At 45.7% G+C, this 18,820-nt stretch carries 19 protein-coding genes; 1 reads left to right on the top strand and 18 read right to left on the bottom strand.

What is annotated here, in order from left to right; all coding sequences use genetic code 11:
- Positions 1–37 precede the first annotated feature (37 nt).
- On the top strand, positions 38–361 hold the full coding sequence (locus tag CPH80_RS22120) for a hypothetical protein (RefSeq protein WP_227520296.1): 324 nt from the start codon (positions 38–40) through the stop codon (positions 359–361).
- A gap of 227 nt (positions 362–588) precedes the next feature.
- Here the strand turns inward: CPH80_RS22120 and CPH80_RS00150 are convergent, their stop codons facing one another.
- The 18 genes from CPH80_RS00150 to CPH80_RS23215 form a co-directional block, all read right to left on the bottom strand.
- Positions 589–1,800 (bottom strand): glycosyltransferase family 4 protein, encoded by a 1,212-nt coding sequence (locus CPH80_RS00150; RefSeq protein WP_096275079.1) that lies wholly within the window; start codon positions 1,798–1,800, stop codon positions 589–591.
- A complete protein-coding gene (locus CPH80_RS00145; protein WP_227520295.1) occupies positions 1,797–3,614 on the bottom strand; it encodes a heparinase II/III-family protein in 1,818 nt (605 codons plus the stop codon). The genes CPH80_RS00150 and CPH80_RS00145 overlap by 4 nt, the downstream gene beginning before the upstream one ends.
- Positions 3,615–3,648: 34 nt before the next feature.
- Positions 3,649–4,782 (bottom strand): non-hydrolyzing UDP-N-acetylglucosamine 2-epimerase, encoded by a 1,134-nt coding sequence (gene wecB, locus CPH80_RS00140; RefSeq protein WP_096275077.1) that lies wholly within the window; start codon positions 4,780–4,782, stop codon positions 3,649–3,651.
- Positions 4,782–5,996, bottom strand: a complete 1,215-nt coding sequence (gene wecC / locus CPH80_RS00135) for a UDP-N-acetyl-D-mannosamine dehydrogenase (protein ID WP_096275076.1) — start codon at positions 5,994–5,996, stop codon at positions 4,782–4,784. The genes wecB and wecC overlap by 1 nt, the downstream gene beginning before the upstream one ends.
- A gap of 11 nt (positions 5,997–6,007) precedes the next feature.
- The gene (locus tag CPH80_RS00130; RefSeq protein ID WP_096275075.1) at positions 6,008–6,913 is read right to left on the bottom strand and encodes a glycosyltransferase family 2 protein; all 906 of its coding nucleotides are present in this window, start codon (positions 6,911–6,913) and stop codon (positions 6,008–6,010) included.
- A 481-nt stretch (positions 6,914–7,394) separates the two neighbouring features.
- Positions 7,395–7,694, bottom strand: coding sequence for an integrase core domain-containing protein (locus CPH80_RS00125; protein ID WP_096275074.1), 300 nt, complete (start codon positions 7,692–7,694; stop codon positions 7,395–7,397).
- Positions 7,695–7,765: 71 nt separating this feature from the next.
- Positions 7,766–8,131, bottom strand: coding sequence for a DDE-type integrase/transposase/recombinase (locus CPH80_RS00120; RefSeq protein WP_096275073.1), 366 nt, complete (start codon positions 8,129–8,131; stop codon positions 7,766–7,768).
- Between the two features lie 200 nt (positions 8,132–8,331).
- The gene (locus CPH80_RS00115) at positions 8,332–8,718 is read right to left on the bottom strand and encodes a transposase (RefSeq protein ID WP_096275072.1); all 387 of its coding nucleotides are present in this window, start codon (positions 8,716–8,718) and stop codon (positions 8,332–8,334) included.
- A 57-nt stretch (positions 8,719–8,775) separates the two neighbouring features.
- Positions 8,776–9,132 carry an ISAs1 family transposase gene (locus tag CPH80_RS22855; RefSeq protein ID WP_096275071.1) on the bottom strand — a complete coding sequence of 119 codons (357 nt, stop codon included), beginning with the start codon at positions 9,130–9,132 and terminating at the stop codon, positions 8,776–8,778.
- Positions 9,125–9,724: an ISAs1 family transposase gene (locus tag CPH80_RS22850; protein WP_264754853.1), complete on the bottom strand. Its 600-nt coding sequence runs from the start codon at positions 9,722–9,724 to the stop codon at positions 9,125–9,127. The genes CPH80_RS22855 and CPH80_RS22850 overlap by 8 nt, the downstream gene beginning before the upstream one ends.
- A 489-nt stretch (positions 9,725–10,213) precedes the next feature.
- Positions 10,214–11,080 carry a hypothetical protein gene (locus CPH80_RS00100; protein WP_096275069.1) on the bottom strand — a complete coding sequence of 289 codons (867 nt, stop codon included), beginning with the start codon at positions 11,078–11,080 and terminating at the stop codon, positions 10,214–10,216.
- A 422-nt stretch (positions 11,081–11,502) separates the two neighbouring features.
- The gene (locus CPH80_RS00095) at positions 11,503–12,600 is read right to left on the bottom strand and encodes an O-antigen ligase family protein (protein WP_096275068.1); all 1,098 of its coding nucleotides are present in this window, start codon (positions 12,598–12,600) and stop codon (positions 11,503–11,505) included.
- A 363-nt stretch (positions 12,601–12,963) separates the two neighbouring features.
- Positions 12,964–13,953 (bottom strand): glycosyltransferase family 2 protein, encoded by a 990-nt coding sequence (locus CPH80_RS00090; protein WP_096275067.1) that lies wholly within the window; start codon positions 13,951–13,953, stop codon positions 12,964–12,966.
- The gene (locus CPH80_RS00085) at positions 13,946–15,148 is read right to left on the bottom strand and encodes a polysaccharide pyruvyl transferase family protein (RefSeq protein WP_157746813.1); all 1,203 of its coding nucleotides are present in this window, start codon (positions 15,146–15,148) and stop codon (positions 13,946–13,948) included. Before CPH80_RS00085 ends, CPH80_RS00090 begins: the two co-directional genes overlap by 8 nt.
- Positions 15,094–15,816, bottom strand: coding sequence for a Coenzyme F420 hydrogenase/dehydrogenase, beta subunit C-terminal domain (locus tag CPH80_RS00080; protein WP_096275065.1), 723 nt, complete (start codon positions 15,814–15,816; stop codon positions 15,094–15,096). Before CPH80_RS00080 ends, CPH80_RS00085 begins: the two co-directional genes overlap by 55 nt.
- Before the next feature lie 33 nt (positions 15,817–15,849).
- Positions 15,850–16,833 (bottom strand): nitroreductase family protein, encoded by a 984-nt coding sequence (locus tag CPH80_RS00075; protein WP_096275064.1) that lies wholly within the window; start codon positions 16,831–16,833, stop codon positions 15,850–15,852.
- A gap of 24 nt (positions 16,834–16,857) precedes the next feature.
- Entirely contained in the window at positions 16,858–18,360 is a 1,503-nt protein-coding gene (locus CPH80_RS00070; RefSeq protein WP_096275063.1) for a lipopolysaccharide biosynthesis protein, read from the bottom strand.
- Positions 18,361–18,408: 48 nt separating this feature from the next.
- A complete protein-coding gene (locus CPH80_RS23215) occupies positions 18,409–18,537 on the bottom strand; it encodes an MBL fold metallo-hydrolase RNA specificity domain-containing protein (RefSeq protein ID WP_413772249.1) in 129 nt (42 codons plus the stop codon).
- Between the last annotated feature and the right edge of the window lie 283 nt (positions 18,538–18,820).

The following is an 18,820-nucleotide window of genomic DNA, read 5'->3' as shown; positions in this document are numbered from 1 at the left end:
CTCTGACTTTCAGCTTCTGGTAATCCTTATAAACGTAATGGCTGATAAACCAAGTGTTTTCAAGCCTTTTGGAACGCCAGCAATAGCCGCGCACAGGGATTCGTTTGAAAGCGTGAAAATGGCCGGCGCTTTCGCCGTTCGTCTTTTTAGGCAGCTCACCTTCTTTGGGGAAAGTTTTCACTACTCATACGATGGCCATCTGCAAGACGCTGAACCTGTTGCGCCATGCCTCTTCGAGAGCTTCCTTCGCTCCTTTGCAGTGGACAATCCTGTACGCCTTGCCTGCAATTTCATCCGTGAAACTATTATTCACTCAGAAGACCTTGTTAACATAAATATTAACACTCACGCGCGAAAGTAGCGACACCCAAAGATTACACAAATCCCATCTCACACAGCATACATGAGTGAGTTTGCCAAGATACTTAAGAGCAACGGAACTCATCCACTCGTCCAATTCGTGCTGGCCAATGCGGCGGGTCGTTCATTAGGACGATATTCAGGTTCTGCTGGGTGTTCGATTAATACTGATCAACCGGTGTTCTTTAGAGCCTTAAGCTGACGTACAAAGTATGTCGGACAACCGGTTCATGATTGAATGACCCAATCCACCCACTGTCCTGCCATCTTCTCTCGATCAAATTCCCGCATCGCCAGCGCCTTAGCGCGCTTACCCATTTCCGGCAATTCGCTGCGCTTATCAGCTGCGTCAACCAATGCGTCAGCAAAAGCGACTGGGTCCGCGGGGGGCACCGCATAGCCGCACTGCTCACGCTCAATCATGTCCGCCAACCAACCGGGGTAATTATTCAGCACCGGCACGCCCGCAGCAATGTAATCAAAAAATTTGTTGGGGGACGTGCCGTAGTAAAAGGCGGGTACATTAGCCAGTATCTGCATGCCAATGTCCGTTGCCCGCATCAGACCAGCCAATTTATTTTTTGTGACCGGATCGTGAAATACCACGTTATCCAGTGATTCGCGCGCTGCGCGGGCCATCAGTGCCGGTTTCAATTTACCGCTACCAATCAGGAGGAACTTAATCTCTTTACGGCCCCGTTTTTTTAGCTCTACGGCCGCATTCAAAACCGCGTCAAGCCCGTTAGCCATCCCGTGAGTACCGGCGAACACTGCCAGTAGATCTGTTTCTGCGACCTCAGCCGGGCGCCAGGGCTCTACCAAGTTGGTAAAAATATCGAGGTCACAGCCGTTGGGTACCATGGCGATTCTTTCCGCTGGCACGCCACGTTTTTTGATGCCTTCCACAATACCAGGGGACAACCCCACTAAGCGGTGCGCGGAACGGTAACTCACCCACTCCAACACGCCCATCGCCCAAAGCACCACAGGATTTGTAATCACTCCCATTTCCCTAGGCAACTCTGGCCACAAATCCCGTACCTCAAACACAAAGGGCTTGCCTCTTAACCAGCGGGCAAAAATTCCCGGAATGCCCGCTGTCAAAGGTGTTGTAGTTGCAAATACCAAGTCGTACTTTGCGGTTAACGCAATCCAGATACTGCGCAGAGCAAACGAGATAAATGTCCAAGCTCGCTTGAGCAGCCCATCATTATTGGAATAGGCCAGGTCCAGCTCAATCACATCGATGCCATCAACCTCACCATTGCGCTTGCCCTTGGTAAACGGCCCCTCAAGACCCGTCGTACCAGTTGTATTACTGCCGCAAACCATCGTTACCGAATGGCCGCGTTCAACAAGCTTGCGTGCCAAAGCATAAGAACGAATCGCTCCGGCACCCTTAGGGGTCACAAAATGCTGGTGAAAATAGAGAACTTTCAAGGCGTATTCCAGGTTATTTCAGTGGTCAAGTGGCCAGGCTCAGCCACCTCAATTTCAAGCACGGGCAATTGCGTCTTCCGGCCGTAATAACGGGATTCCCATCCATTCACAAGCTCGCAGCGAACAACTGGCACGCTAGCTACAACCGCAATAGATACACCGTTACGTACCACCGTTTGGCCATCCAAGTGCCATTCACCCGGTTCCAACCGCCAGCGCAGCACTGCAGCATCACTAAACCCGTCGATTTTATCTTCTACGCGCAGTTGCCTCTTACCAAGAACTACCTTGCGTGTGTGTGAAGCGCCTTTGTAATCACGGTAGCCCGCAAGCACCATTTTGCCTTCAGGCGTGTCATCTAATGGCTCATAACAGCAAGTTTTCAACCACTCCCCAAACAAAAACCGACTTAACCTAGGCATCTGATCCCGGCTATCGAACTGCACTGTATTGTGGCTTTCAACACCTGGGAAATAGGACTGCCATGGCTCTTCGGTGTTGTAACTGTAAGAACCACCGTCCCGCAAAAGATTTCTAGCACCCAACCACACATCCAGGTGCAACGCATCGGCTTGTCCAGGGCGAAAGCGAAAGCGAGGGTACCTGAGCAGTGCGAAGCATTGCTCATTTCGCAGAATTGCGTAGCCGCCATCATCAAATTCCACGCTGGCCGGAACCCGCGCTTGAGCCTCAGGCAATTCAATACCTAATAATTGAAGAGGAACATCCCACTCTCCGGAATCGTGAATCGCTCTCCGCTGGCAAAACAGAGCGCTTGCCAGCTGAGCCGAGGGCCGGAAATCGCGATAATCGGTGGCAGCAAGCGGAAACAGCCTGGCACCATCGTTAGCACCGAGGTTCGGGACATCGCCATCGGGCTGCAACATAGCCCCTAGCCACTCGGTAGCGGCCGCGGCCTTCGCATACCAATGGCCAGAAAACGCAGATAAGCCCAAGCTCTTTCGCCACACCTCCACCATCGAGAAAGTGTCTAACGCTACTCTATGATAGTTAACCGAATATTGGCTAAAGCTGCCATCTTTTTCGATTAAACGGCGGGCACGGTTTTCCAGCCATTTTCTTCCCTGCCGCTGCCAACCTTCACCTTCAGCAAATCCATGCTTTGCAAGCCAGCTTCCCCCAATAAAAAGAGCTGCTGCTTCTGACGTACCGTGATTATTATCCTGTGCAATCGCATAAAGGATCGTTGGAGCAATGCGCTGAAGATGAATTTCAACCAATTGAAGCAGAGCCCTTTCAGGCCTAGCAACCTGCTCAAGAATGATGGCGGCCATAGCCAGGTGCATTACACGGATTGAGGCTTCCTGCCCACACTTCCAGTTCGGGCCACAGTATGGTGGGTTTACTCTTGCCCAGTTTTCCAACCAGGTTTCCAGCTTGGCAAGCGAGGCAATATTTCCCTCGCAATATTCCCTGGCGAAACCCAACACCCAATCAAACCGGGATAGCTCCCATACCCCTTTGATGTCACCCAGTTCACTTGTGAAATCAGCGATGGTGAACCAGGGGCGCTCCGGATTTGGGCAACGGTGGCCAGTCAAAACACTCAAATACCAGTCAGGCGGATTTAGGCCATCTCCAAAGGGAATATGACCAAAGCCAGTGGATACATACCTATAGCCTGAAACGGCTTCGCCAGAAAATGCCTCCGAGTTGAAGAACGGGCCCTGAGGCACAGCCGCCTGCAAGCCTCTCACTGGATTGAGACCAAAACGCACACTGAAACGAAACCATAACACTCTGAGAATATTGGTAATTCCCAACGCGAGCACAGCTTTAACTTTGGTTAGCATCAGCATATGGTATGAAAAAGAAGACTCCAACGCTTCATTGTTGCTTTAAAAACTTAACAATCCGGCTACACGCCATGCCATCCCCATAAGGGTTATTTGCCTCGGACATACGTCGGTGCACTCCCGCATCATCAAGAAGCTCCTGAACGGCGTCCTGAATAACACTGGTTTCAGTCCCCACCAAACGCACAGTGCCAGCCTCTAAGGCCTCTGGTCGTTCGGTGGTATCCCGCATCACGAGGACAGGCTTACCTAGGCCCGGCGCCTCCTCCTGTACACCACCGCTATCAGTCAGAATTATGTAAGCGTTCTGCATCAGAAAAACGAAAGGCTCATAACCCAACGGTTCGATCAGGTGTACATTGCGCAGACCAGCGAGAAGGCGCTGAACAGGCCCCAAAACGTTAGGGTTCAAATGAACGGGATAAATAAAGTGAGTATCGGGATTGTTTTCTGCCAGCACTCTCAATGCTTGGCAAATGTTCTCAAAACCATTACCAAAGTTCTCTCGACGGTGACCAGTAACAAGCACGTAGCGATGCTCATTAACATCAAGATGCAGGCCCGCCGAACGTAATGCCGTGTCAATCTGACCCTGAAGCGCAGGAGTATCCGCTATTTTCCGCACCACCCACTGCAGGGCATCAATCACGGTATTGCCGGTCATCGTTATTTTCTGTGGAGAAATCTGTTCCGCTAATAACGCTGCTTCGTTACGCGCTGTGGGCGCAAAATGCCATTGCGCTAAACGGCTTGTGAGCAAGCGATTGGCTTCTTCTGGCCAAGGGGAATATAAATCACCAGTACGCAAACCTGCCTCTACATGACCAACAGGTATTTGCTGATAAAAAGCCGCCAATGAAGCAGCAAACGTAGTAGCGGTATCGCCATGTACTAGTACTAAGTCAGGCTGAAATTCTTTTAACACATCCCGCAACCCTAATAACACCTTGGCGGTGATGTCGTATAAATCCTGCCCTGGCTGCATTAGGTTCAGGTCAAAATCAGGCGTGATGTCGAACAGCTCAAGCACCTGATCAAGCATTTCACGGTGCTGAGCAGAAACGGCAACTTTTGAGGCAAAAAATGCATCCTCTTCTAAAGCCTTTACCAACGGTGCCATTTTGATGGCTTCCGGACGGGTGCCAAAAACAGACAATACTTTCATTAGTTTCTCACCCCGCAAAAATCAAGCACCACCTTGCCCTCGCGAATGTTAAGTTGCTTAAACTCATTGTGGGCCACCAAAAAAACGATAATGTCAGCTTGTTCGACCGCTTCCAGCATCTGGGTCAATTTATAGTAGGGGTGGCTTTCAATGTTGGGCTCTACAATAAAGTAAGCCTCATCGCTGGCTTCTTGTAGCACTTTTTGCGCGATATACACAGCGGGAGACTGTCGTAAATCATCAATATTTGGTTTGAACGCCAACCCCATCATGGCAACAGAAGGCACACGTCCGTGCTTGAGTTCAAAATCCCGAATGGCGCTTCCGGTTTTTTCCGCACACCAGAACGATTTGTAGTTATTGATCTCGCGGGCCTTCCCAATAATCTGAGATTCCATGGGGAACTCGGCAGTAATAAAGTAAGGATCCACGGCAATGCAATGCCCACCCACCCCACTGCCTGGCTGCAAGATATTTACGCGTGGATGCCTATTGGCCAGGCGAATAAGTTCCCACACATCAATTCCCGCTTTATCGCAAATTAAAGACAACTCGTTAGCAAAGGCAATCTGCACATCCCGCGAAGAGTTCTCTGTGAGTTTGCACATTTCAGCAGTGCGAGCGTTAGTTTTATGCAATTCGCCTTTCACAAATTGCTGGTAAAACGCTACGGCTTTTTCCGTAGCAGCATCATCGACCCCACCAATCACACGATCGTTGTGCACCATTTCGTGCATTACGTTGCCAGGCAAAACCCGCTCAGGGCAATAAGCGATGTGAAATTTGCCTTTTAAGTCTGGGCGTCTACTGTAGATAAGATCACGCATGCGCTCCGTGGTGCCTACGGGAGAAGTGGATTCAATAATATATAAATCACCCTCTTTCAGCAGCGGCAAAATGCCTTCCGTGGCGGACTGAATATAAGAAATATCTGGCTCGTGGCTGCCTCCTTTAAACGGTGTGGGCACAACAATCAGGTATGTGTCCGCCGCTACGGGTTTGGTATCAGCTATAAGATTACCTGACGCCACGGCACTGTCCACAGCTTGATTTAAATCCGGTTCGACAATATGAATCTTACCAGCATTAATAGTATCTACTACGTGCTGAGAAATATCCACACCGTGAACGGGAATGTCGTTGGCAGCGATGAGCGCTGAAGTGGGGAGGCCGATGTAGCCGAGGCCTAAGACACAAACTTTGTTATTAAACATGTATAATAACTCTATTTACTTAAACGAGAAGTGAATCTTTTAAGCCTCTCGAAAGAGAACTTAAAATTTTTAAAAATAGAAACCCTGTTTTTCTTTAAATATATAATAGATCTAACAACCTCAACGACACCATAATCAAAGCTCAAATATAACAAAGGAAAAGGTGACGCCTCAATATGTTTTCGTTCTTTTCTAGATAAATAATTATAGTACCTAGTGTAAACCTCGAGCCTTACTCGATAGTGATTTACATTTTTAGTTGTTGTTAAACTATTTTCTGACTGCGTAACACAATAAATCTCTTTATTGGAGCATGCGATATCTTTAGAAAGCTTTCCGGCCTTTAGTGAAAACATCCCATCATTCGCGATAATAGTCTCGTCAAATTTAATATTGTTATTTCTAACAAATTCGGCTCTAAAAACTTTCCCCCAAGGAACATTATGCGTTAATCGAATTTTCTCTTTGTAATACTTTCCTGTTTTATTGATATAATTAGTAACAAGCACTGAGTTTTTGATATGCCTGAAGCCTAATTTGTTACGTGAATCAGAAGATGTTACCTGGAAAAATAGTATATCTATTTGCTCATCAATTTCATCAACCGCTGCGTTAATATTCTCAAAAGCATTAGTGGTAAAATAATCGTCAGAGTCAGCAAAAATAAGATACTGACCAGTCGCCTTTTCTACGCCAATATTTCTACAACTTCCCGCACCCTTAACTCCTTTATTGGAAAACTCTTTAATATTAGCTAAAGAGCTACTCTCTATCACTTGCCTGTATTCAGCAGTAGAGCTTCTATCATCTATTACCAATACTTCCAATAAATCGTCATTCGGAATTGATGATAATAATATATTTAGACTAACCTCAGAGTTATAATGAGGAATTATAATGCTGTATTTAAATTTCATTTATTTACCGATTAACACTAAAGTTAAAATGATATAAAAGACATCTGCTACTTATACATTTTGCATCATTAATTAATAATTACTTCTAATACTCCTGGCGGTTTTCAAACCATCTGCCCAAATGACCGCGTTTAAGCGGCAGGGAAAACGCATGAAACATTTTACACCGCCAGAATCGCAGCAAGGTAGCTTTCATCCAGTGCCGCTTTTTTCTGTTTACGCCGGATGCCGCCTTTAAAATTCGTTTCACCTTTCAGATAATTCAACGCGATGTAGCGGAACGTGTCAACCTCATTTGAACCAACTCTTTGCTCATTAAATTGCTTTCAGTATGGCTCTTGGCAACGTTGGGAAGTTCACTCCTTGCTCAGCAACAGAGGGTTCGGCATCGTCCGGTATTGGATTAATAGCCACTTCTCGTGGCGGCAATTTAACGAGTGGCCGTCCTCGGCTGAACCGCCCTGGATGCGCGGCAAAGGCTTCATTCAAAGCCCCCTTGACGCACTCGGGCAATGTCTACGTATTGGCCTGTAAACACCTGTGCTGGCGTAAATCCTTCAAGACTGCTGTGGTGGTGCACGTGGTTGTACCAGTCCACGTAATCGTTGCACCAGCGCATGGCGTGATCATAATGATCGAAGCGTCTTGGGTAGTCTGGCTGGTACTTGAGTGTTTTAAATTGTGCTTCACTCATTGGATTATCATTGCTCACGCGAGGCCGGCTATGACTGGCGGTGATGGCCAGTTCGGAGAGCAAGTCCAGGTAACAGTGAGCGGTCATGGGCGCACCGCGGTCTTGGTGCAGAGTGAGATGGCCAGGCACGATGTCGTAGCGCTGAGCGGCTTCGTCAATCAGTTGTGATGACAGGGGTCAATCAGTTGCGATGACAGGGCGCTATTTTCCTTGCGGGACAGCATCCAGGCAACAATATAGCGACTGAACAAGTCCATAACCACGTACAGAGAGAAGTACTCACCGCGCTTGCGCGTCGGTAATTTGGCAATGTCCGACGTCCAGACCTGATTGGGCGCTGTTGCCAACAGACGCGGCATCGGATTCGACTGTGGTGCGCGCTGAGCGCGTCGCTCGCCCTGCAGGTTTTGTTTGCGTAGCAAGCGATGCAGGGTGCTCACCGAGCACAGATATCGGTCTTGTTGAAGCAGGTTGTGATAGACCTGCATCGGTAGCTGATTGCAGTAGCTTTCGTCATTCAACACCTGCAGTACCTGCTGCTGTTCGTGTGCATCCAGGGCCTTGGGCTGTCTGGCGTCTTTTCTGCGACGTGAAGGGAGCTCCTAGGGGCCAATGAAGCTCAACCGCCGATGCGCTGACCGCACCGTATTGCGACAAAGGTTCAAGACCCTGCAGGCCAGTCGCTCTGTAAGTCCGTTGGGCAATGACTCTGCCATCATCATGGCTACGAGTTCTCTTGATCGAAGGCTTCGATGAGTGCCAAGGCTTTTTTTTGGAGCGAGATACAGCTGTCTTTAACCTCAAGCTGACGGCGCAAACGTCCCAGTTCTTTTTCCAGCTGTTCAATGCGCTTTTGTTCAGCTGTTTTGGAGGCCGTAGGTCCTGGTTGAGACTTGTTCAAACCGGCAACGCCTTGTTCAGCGAACTCTCGACGCCACTGGGCTAGCTGGTTTGAATAAAGCTTCTCACGCCTTAACAGTGGGCCTAGCTCCCCATGCTGGCAGGCATCGGCTTGCTGTAGGATGGATAGCTTATACTCTACAGTGAATGAGCGACGCCCCCGCTTTTCCAGCTTGGGGTTGGGTAGAATGTGTGTCATCGGCTTTGGCATAACGGTCTCCTTAAGCACCCTGATTTCTATGTTAACTCAAAATCAGTTGGTTCATGCTTAGGTTGGCACACAGGGGTAGCGCACCCTCGCAAGGTTCTCAGCGGCATAACCACGATGGATTTTACAAGCGTCTTCACGCAGTGCGGCGTCCAAAGACCAATGTAATTTATTCTCGATATACCCGTGCTGACGAGCCGCTTCCGCGAGCTTTTTTGCACTCAAATTGGCTGAACTAATGTAGTAACGGATCATAGGTTCTGTAGGTACTTTATCGCCTTCGCTGCGAAATGACATGACCACACCGACCGTTTTTAACCTAGGCCACTCATAGCTAAGCTCCTGAAATTCTTCCGTAAACTCTTTTACAATGTGATACCGCGTTTCTTGGCGGCCGCGATTTTTTTCGTCAGTCACGTAGGCGGAACGTGTCACCCTCAAAATGAACCAGCTCACTCACGGGGAAAGCTTGCTTGAAGGCCTTAACAAGCTTTGGCTGATTATCTTTGACTGACAGCAGATAGTCTGCGCCTTTGTGAAGCACACTCGCCGCGATCTTTTTCTGACACCCCATGGCGTCAATGGTCACCAGGCAGCCTTGCAAATTTAGAAGCTTGAGTAGTTTCGGTATCGCCGTTATTTCGTTCGACTTTTCTGCGGTTTTCACTTGACCTAACACGACGCCATTGGCGGCGCTAAAAGCGCTGACCCTATGAATGGCACCTTTGCCTTTTCCTCGGCAATAAGAGCCGCGTAACGTCTTGCCATCGATAGCCACAACCGCTCCTTCAGTAACGTCATGACACGCTTTCATCCACTCAGCAAACGCGATTTGAAGCTGGTCCCTATTGATCAGTGCCATCACTCTGGCCAACGTATCGTGACTGGGTATACCATCGGCAAACTTGCCGTACTGGCGCAGAAAATCCAACTTTGAGTGGCCAAAGTCTTCGATCTCGTCCCATCCTTCAGAACCACAAATCACCGCACAGACCACTAAAAATAGAATATCAGACAGCTAATGTTGCACTTTCCAGGATTGGCGAAAGTCGGGAATAATGGACAAATAGTGAAGAAGAGACGGCGCTGACATAGGAGCATCCATGAGTAAAATCATTAGATGACCATAATAATCTCAATCAGTGATGCTCTACAAACCCCGTCACAGCTCGGTTTTCATGCATTTTCCCTGCCGACTTCGCCAAGGTGTCCAAAAAGGCCATCGCGCTCGCTGTAGACAAACTGAGTTGCAAATCACCGACTGAATAATCGGCCAAGAAAACGGCTAGGTTATTGCACATCGGCAGAGGTTTTCTGGGGCGAATACTCAGGAGCTTTGAAAACGAGCAGTGCTGCACTTATTACTTGAATTCAGGAGTGCAGGGCATAAGGCATAGAGTGCAAAGAATTTCACACACAAAGCACGATGTCAAAAATTCTACCATACACAGCAGCAAAAATATTATTGGCTGCAGTTTTAGCGTGAAAAGAAAGGCATTTACATACCGATTAACTTTGACGCTTGGTACACTCGGTCTACAGCATTCATTTGTATATCATTTCTTCCTTCACCACAATTTATCGTTGTTAGGGATTTTCTTTTATCTCTAAACTTAATTGATAGACTTCTATTAATACCAAGACATTTAACAGGAACACCTGAACACACGGTAGCCATCCAAAACCAAATATCATCCGCGGTAGGTGCCAATCTTTGGGCAGCGTCAATATCTAAAAGCAACTTATCGTCAATTAAGCCTGGAGGGTATAAGATTCCACCAACACCGGTTAGCATTGTACGATAAGAAGGCGATTCTAATGTAGCTAGTGGCCACTCCATGTATGATCCAAATAAATGACCGTCGAATTTTATCTCTCTTCCACGACAGCCGACAACACTATTTGGATTATCTTTATGGGCGCGTATAATCGTTCTAACACGACTTCTATCATACGCGATATCATCATCGACAGTAAGTATAAGAGCATCTGGATATTTTTCACGAACGGGTAATAATTTCTTATAACTCCTTGTATTTGATTCCGTCCATAAAATTTCCAAGCCACGGCCAATCTGATCAACCAAAGAATTTGGCAGTTTTTGATCCGGAAACTCCGCTTTCGACAACACCAACACAATCTTCCATGGCTGATAACTTTGGGCGAATAATGACTCGATCGTAATCCATACGTGATCAATACGAGCGGGATAGGACGTCAAACTTACAATAAGATTAGACTCTTTATCTCCTAAAAATATTTTTCTCCGGTTACGCTTAAGCTTAGCCAAACAAATATTTATTTTAATAAAATGATAGATCTTTGAAAAAAATGTATATACGTAACCATGCTTTATTGAACTCATTTAGTCATTTCCAAAAAAATTTGATTATATAGAACTAACATTCCGCTTCAAATCTCAATCTGAGGCTTATTTTCACCACATCTCAGGTTTTTTAGCACTTGTATTTTGACGATCCGTGGTAAATAGCGTTTTCATAAGAGTAAATATTCTCTTTTCACTGTTACTCCCTTTGGCTGCTTAACCTATGAGATAACAGCGCGCGTTCAATAACTAAGTGCCAGAGATCGAGTGATAGGTGTAGCATCATTTATCTTGAGAGTACCTGAGCATTCTCTCCAGAAGACTGCTACCGGCGTTCGGTGTTCCATGTCTTTTCTGTAGCGATTGCTGCCTAAATTCAAGTTCACAACACAAGATACGTTTCTAAGATCTAATCCTTAGCGACCGACAACTACTTGGTGCACACTACACGTAGACTAAATTTAAACTCCATTCATAGGAGTCTTCACTTCATCCCTTAACACATATAAAATAATGAAGACAATCCAAACAATCTCATAACCACCAAACAACACTGTCTCAAACATACCGTATAACAAAAACACTATCAATGACGCACACAATAATTTTGACGCCCGAAACGAAACGCTAACTATATAAAATAAATAGCTCAGAAGAACTATTAATGCGACCACTCCATAACTAGCAAAAAAATTAATATACGAATTATGAACACTAAGAGTTGAGTCACCCAAATTAATCATCATCTGATTAATACCAACCCCGAACATGAAAGGCAAAACACTTTCTGTGAGATCCAAAAATGCCTTAATCCAGAATTCCAAACGACCGGAACCACCACTATCAGAAAGCTTGATAACTACCCGACTGTAGCTTTCTGGGTTATTTAAGAAATATAAAGTAATAATTAATAAAATTATTGGCGCTGATATTAATGCTCGACGGCCAAAATAAAATGCTAAGTAAATGGAAGCGCATAAAAAAGCAGCGCGTGCTTGAGTTAACAATATTGAAAAAAATAAAACTACCATCAATATTTCTATAAACCTAGATTTCCGATAATTACTCGACCCTAATAACACCAACAGTGCCAAACATATCATTGACGTTGTATTCTGGTTTAAATATGGCCCTGACAGAATAAAGACAGCCAAACCTGGTGTAGGTTGAATTTTAAGAATAAAAAACAGATAAATAGCTCCTAAGAAAATAATTGTTATTAAAGCTATTTTATTTTTTATAACATCAATATTTATTTTATTTATTTTTGTTGAGAGCAGAACTAAACATGAAACAAATAATATGAATGTATTGTACCCCCCCTGCTCTATACTACTCACATTTACCAGCATAGAAAAAATAAGCGTAACAGACAATAACACTATAAAAAGTAAATCGTTATAAACTTTGACTCCTAATGATATCAGCCAAAAACAAATAACCAACGAAATCCCATTAAAAAAGGACGTGCTAACAACTATTGAAATAATAGAAGATTGTACTATTTGAAGAAAAACTAGCAATGCAATTGCAGATTCCGCTGGAAAAACTTTTTCCATACTACTCTCTTTATCTTAATAGTTAATGATTGCAGCGTCTTTATCACATATCCATTGACCGAAAATGATTTCATGGTGGCAAAGCCGCCCGCTTGCGTTGGATCAGCGACTTGAGACCTGAGCTCAAGCAGTAAATATGGCATCACTTTTTTGAGCTCGCCTGCGCTATGCAGCGTATAGTGTCGGCTATCTGACTTTGGCTTCTCCGCGCTAGAAAAAACAGGGCGCATACTTGATATCGTTTCACCTGAGTCAATTGCTGAGATCTCATCGTAGCTTCACCTTGGTCAATAAAGCAAATAGGGACAACTGCTCTTCTTGCGCTACCCGGTTACAAAAAAGTGCTGCGGTTATTATCTGAATTCAGAATCCATGCAAAGTAAGACATCGATTCATCAGTGAACTTATAGCTAGTCTTGCTCCAACTCGTGTCGGACGCTGCCGAGCTGATATAAGAACTAGTGCAGCTGGGAAAGAACGATAAATTAAATCAGCGGCTTCGTTAAGATCCTTCTGGTGACCCATAAGCTTAGTCACATCATCAACTAAATAGCCTCCCCATGTAAGCTGAGTACGATACATCTCAATTATATTTCTCATCACATCGCTACCAAGTTCAGAAAAAAAGCTGACAGCCAACGCGTAAGCTCTATAGGTATCGACATAGGCTTTGGCATTATTTATAGTCGACGTAATGCTTGATTCGTTGAGAACATATTCGTGCAGAACTTCATCACTCACGAAAACCGACTCTGCTTTATAAAAACACCCTATATTAAGTAGAAGATCTTCATTAATATTCTGACGCCAAGGAAAATGCATATCTCCATAGGGAGTGAGCACCTCTCTGCGATAGAGCTTATTCCAAAGCATTCCCGTGCCAAACTCAAATCGGCAGAACTTTTCAAAGACGTCCGAGTCCACTTTTTTACTGCGCTTAAAACGGAGCTTTGGTTTAATAGGTTTACGCTCTGGCGTCACCCTGTACGAACCGCAAACCACTATATCTACATTCTCTTGTTTGCCGGCCCCGAGCATTACCTCAAACATGTTTGGGCGGGCAAAATCGTCCGCGTCAAGAAAACCAATCCAAGGAGCCGCGGCTTTCTTAATACCTGCCAAGCGTGCTTCGTGCACACCTTGGTTTTCTGGAAGATGTATTGCAACGATATTGCCGTTCTCACTTGCGAGGTGATTGATAACCGCCTCAGAATTATCGGTAGAAGCATCGTTTACAACAATAATTTCCAGTTTTTTAAGCGTCTGCTTGAGCAGAGAACGTAAGGAAAACTCAAGACCATCCCCGCCATTGAAAACAGGTACGATAACCGACACGTCTGGAGAGTTAACCATTAACCTTCTCGCTGAATAGATGGTTCTTCAGGAATAGCTTACCTTTACGAGCGAATCTCTCACGAAGCCCATTCACTTTATCCCAATCAATCGCCTTGTTAATCAAATCTGGAGTAATATCTTCCTCTGATTCTACCAACCTATGCTCCAGCTCAAACATCGATAAAAGAGACTCGAACCTCGCCATACCACGTTTCGAGTTGCCCACTGCTACAAACGGCCGGTTAAACAAAATCGCAAAAACAGATCCGTGAAACGAATCAGTGACAACAAAGCTTGCTTCTCTGAAACTTCGAAGCCAGGTTTCTACCCTAGGAAAAACGCACTGGCCAAGGTCGTTTGAACGCACCTCAGAGATGGATTTTTCAGGCTTTATATAAAAAAAATCTGTCTGAAGGATTCCCGCTACCGCAGTAGCAATCTGCTGCTTATCTTTGCTCGCGTCGAGAATGTATGACAGGACGAGCGATTTGTGCGGACTTTCAGCCTCTTGATCAATAAGCTCTTCGTAATCACGTGGATCTAACAACAGCGTTGGGTCTACTACCCAATCGGACGTGATTCCCAACTTTGATTTGCAAAGATCAACGGCTGATTTCTCTCTCACAGATACCGCATCAAATTTTTTAATCAGTGGCCTACATTTTTCCGTAACATCCTCTGGGTATTCCCATTCACTGACGCCGAAAGAGGCCGCATAGGCTACGCGGATGGGTTTACTGTCGATATCATTTAAAAAATCCAGATAGAAATTAAGAATACTTGGTGAATACATAGGGCGCCAGACCTGATCACTACCAACGATAACCGCTTCGAATTTATTCCGAAAAAAATAATCTCGCAGCTGTATTTCGCTGGTTATTCGCTTAGATAAGACCAAATTCTTATCCCGAAAATCAGCCAAATTCTGTAGAACGAATGATTGTTTACGATTGGTTGGAATAGACTTTATTCGGCCAAGCAAGAACCTGACTAAATTAACAATATAGCCTTTTGCAACTGTCGCTTGTTCCACTGGAGCCCGGCGATCTAATGTTTCAACATCACAACCAATGCGCTTTAAATATACTTGCAAAGCGTAGGCTTGTAGTAGACCACCGTAGTTGTGCCCAAGAGGCTGGGTTAAAATTGACACCCTCATCAATAATGAGACCTTGGTAAACTTTGTAAGACCTTTTTCACGGCGCGTTTGCAAAACGACAGCATCCTTTTCACCCAAGAACTGTTTGACTTTTGATATTTTATGTAAAGCGGGCGCATAGTACCCAAATATATATTGAGGTTATTCTTTTCTGTTGCAGCAATAAAAGCAGTGTGCGATAGACCCCTAAGCTTGACTCTAAGTCGTTGTTTTTTTCGCTCATAGCGGGGTTTCAGAGCTTTTTCAGGAGAGGTTCGCTTAGCTGGCACCCAGACGCCTTTGTTGCGCTCTAGGAATAACCGATAGGAAATACTTACTTTCCTATGTCGCAGTCCTGCATCCTGCGACTGCGCAGCCTTTTCCACGCTTAGATCGTCCAGCTTTAGTCGCCCTTCACTGCGTGCATTTATAATCAGCCGCTGAAGGTCGTCACTTCTAGTTACAACTACGTTCGTGCCGTCGCTGTCTTGGACATACTCAGGTAGCCAGGCATCGCCCAGAACCACATCTGCTGTTTCAGCAAACACGTCGTCACAGAAGTCACAGGCTTTGTACTTGAAGGCGCCCGCGCCCCAGTCTGCCCCGAACAACTGGTTAGTTGGTACGACCTTTTCGCCGGATGTCCCTTTTGCGTATGTACTGTAACGATTAGCGGGTTGAGATGGGTCTTTAATCCTGAAGTCTATAGCTTTGAGATCTGGGGGGCGATGCCCATTTGCCAGGCAAGGCTTGCACTGCCCGTGCGCTCTACAAGTCTAATGACTTACCAAAACCCGATCTAATTGATATTTCTCTGAGTGCGCCACCGAAAACTCTTCTTTTAGACTGCCCACGGCGATCATCATAATCAATCGTTCATTATCGGATATAGCAGCTGCCGTCTTGAGTTTCTTTTCTTTAGAGTAAGGCATGCATGTGTTCAACGGACAAGAACCTAAACCCGACGAATGAATAGCCAACATTAGATTCATCGATATGAGGCCACCATCCACAAACAACTGATTGTGTTCATAGCGAGTGAATGCTTTCAGATTTCCGGTAACTATGAGTAACTTATCGATACAGTCAGTAAAACCTGCGTTACCATTCTGATATGACAGTAGCTCTGCTATTTTGCTCTTATTATCATAATAGTGGACAAACCACCCTTGCCGGTTACAAACGGAGGGTGTTTTCAGGCTTGTTTCAATGGCAGACTTTAGTAGCGCTGGATCAACTGGCTTGTTGGCGAAGTCTCTGACACTATGCCGGAAAGAAACGAAATCGTCGTACTGATTGATTGACCAATCATCCCACTGACGCTTTTTGAGTAATTTCAAACCACCTTTGCTTGCGGGAACGGATGAATCTATAAAGGCTTCCATTTCGTCGATAAAGCCATATTCGAATAGACTTTCCTTTCCTTGATGAAATTTGCGGTATTGCCTGAGAGTGTCGCGAACTATCTGGCCGACATCATCGCCACCAAACGACTCATACGTTTTTGTTCTTTTAATGAGGTCTACTATTTTTGGCTGACCGAAGCCGTCTCTTGTGTTCGGCAAAGCCATCCCTTTTTCGACGATATGACAGTGCTTGATTAGATAGTATCTCAACTGCTCCGAGTCGCAATCAGGCTTGCGCTCACTAAATGAATACTTCGCGTGAAGATTAAAACTCTTAACACCAGACATCCATTCAAGCACAAATGGTTTTGTACGCCCTAAAATTCTGGATATAAAGATTTTTAAGAACTTCACTGTCTCTCCTTTTTTTCAATTCTGTTAGAATTTTCTGCTAACTAAAAAACGAAGGCTTGCCATCAACTCAAATAAATTCAATCGTAGAGGCTTTATAGCTAAACATATAAAAAAGTAAACAAGTACACATAGAGGTACAAACATAAGCAGACCGCTCAATGGATTAACAATCTCCACAAATCCTTTTAGCCAAATAATTATAATCATCGTTAAAATTCCACATGTCAAAGCTGGGAAAATGGGTTTACTAAGTTCTACAAAAGTTAAGGGGAGGAACCGGCTCGCATAATAAAGAAAGACCGGTAGCCGGATTAGTAGTCCCGATAAGGAAAACGCTAATACGATACCGTAAACACCCCAATTACTACCCACAACCAATGAGGCTGCCGTGATGGCCAGGCTATGAAACTTCGATACGATCATAGCTCTTGCCTCACCGGCAGCTACTAGAGCTACAGCAATCAAACTAGCTAGCGGCTGAACAAATGAGTAAACAGCTAGAAATCGGAAGAGTGGAATTGCGTCGTTCCATTCTGACCCCAAGAAAACGACAACTATCCAGTCGGCAAAGACTGCCATTGTTATTGTTATTAATGTCGATACCAGCGCTAATTTACCCATCAAAGAACTCATGATTTTCTTCAACTTCTCTGGGCTCTCCGCTATTCTTGCGACAGTGGGCTGAAGTACATTGATAATCGGTGGCAGCAGTTGTGACGAGGGTATAGATGTCAGCATGTTGGCGCGGTTGAACAGCCCCAATGACTGGGCCCCACCAATGTAACCCACAGCAAAATGCGTTAGATTGGTTGCCATGTACCCTATGAAGTTCGCCCCAGTTAAGTTCGCACCAAACCCCAAAAGTGGCCGAACCCCCGAGCCACGGCTCATCGTTGACGGCACCCAACGTGCGCTCAACCACCGCATAATGGTTTTGGTCGAAAACATTGTGATAGGGCTGATCACTAGCGCCCAGTATTGCAGGCCGGCCAGTGCGGCAGTGATGCCTGCAATAATGCCGGCGGCCATAGATAGGATGTCGATTACAGAGATCGCTTTGAATCGCATCTGTCTGCGTAACAAAGCGTCGTGTTGTACTGAAAACCCACCAATCAGGAACGTGAGGCTCATTGCCGCCATTACCAGCGTGAGACGCGGTTCGTCGTAGATTCTGGCAACCAGTGGCGAGATCAGAATACCGAGCAGGCACAGGCCTGTTCCCAGTGCGCCGTTTACCCAGAACAGGTTGGATACCTGGGCGTGAGTAATCTGGTCTCGCTGGATGGTGGCCATGGACAAACCACCTTCCATCATCTGCAGCGCAAGGCTGGTAAACACGGTGACCATCGCTACTAAACCAAAATCGGCAGGCTCCAACAGCCTCGCCAGTATCGCCAGAGAGCCTAGCTGTAGAGCTAATTTGACACCCTGGGCCGCCATGGTAATACCTGCACTTTTTACCGCTCGTTTTTTGAGGCCTGCTTTGAGGTGATCTGCGGAAAAGAATTGGTCCTTAGAGCTCGGCAAGGTTTTGGCCTAGTGGTGTCGCAGCAATCGTCGATTAGAGGAGGTTATCTAATTAGTTTTCAGGATCTGTTTGGCATGTTCTTCGTCATACACCAGGCGAATGTCTTTTGGTCGGTGCTTCGTGCCTTTCATAAAGTTTACCAGCCCCTGTTGGCCAGCATGTGCGGAATAGCCCACGACGGTTTATACTTTTTATGGCCAATGAAAAGGTACGTCGCGCTTCTCGTTGCCCAGTATGGCTTCGAATGAGAGTGACGCACGACCGCTCGCTACCTACTCAATCTCTGAATTTGGAAAAAGACTTTCTAACGCTGGAAATGGCTTTTAGGTCGCAATCGGTGAGAACAGCTGGAAAGTATGTTTCCAACGGTGGAATGCGACTGGATTCTGTTTCCAGAGCTGGAAACACGTCTCACCCGATAATACCTGCGATTGTTTGGAAATAGCTTTTCTGAAATTG

This window comes from Marinobacter sp. LV10R510-11A (assembly GCF_900215155.1).
Taxonomy (GTDB): domain Bacteria; phylum Pseudomonadota; class Gammaproteobacteria; order Pseudomonadales; family Oleiphilaceae; genus Marinobacter.
The sequence above is the reverse complement of the archived record's forward strand: the minus strand, read 5'-3'. Positions and strand labels throughout refer to the sequence as shown.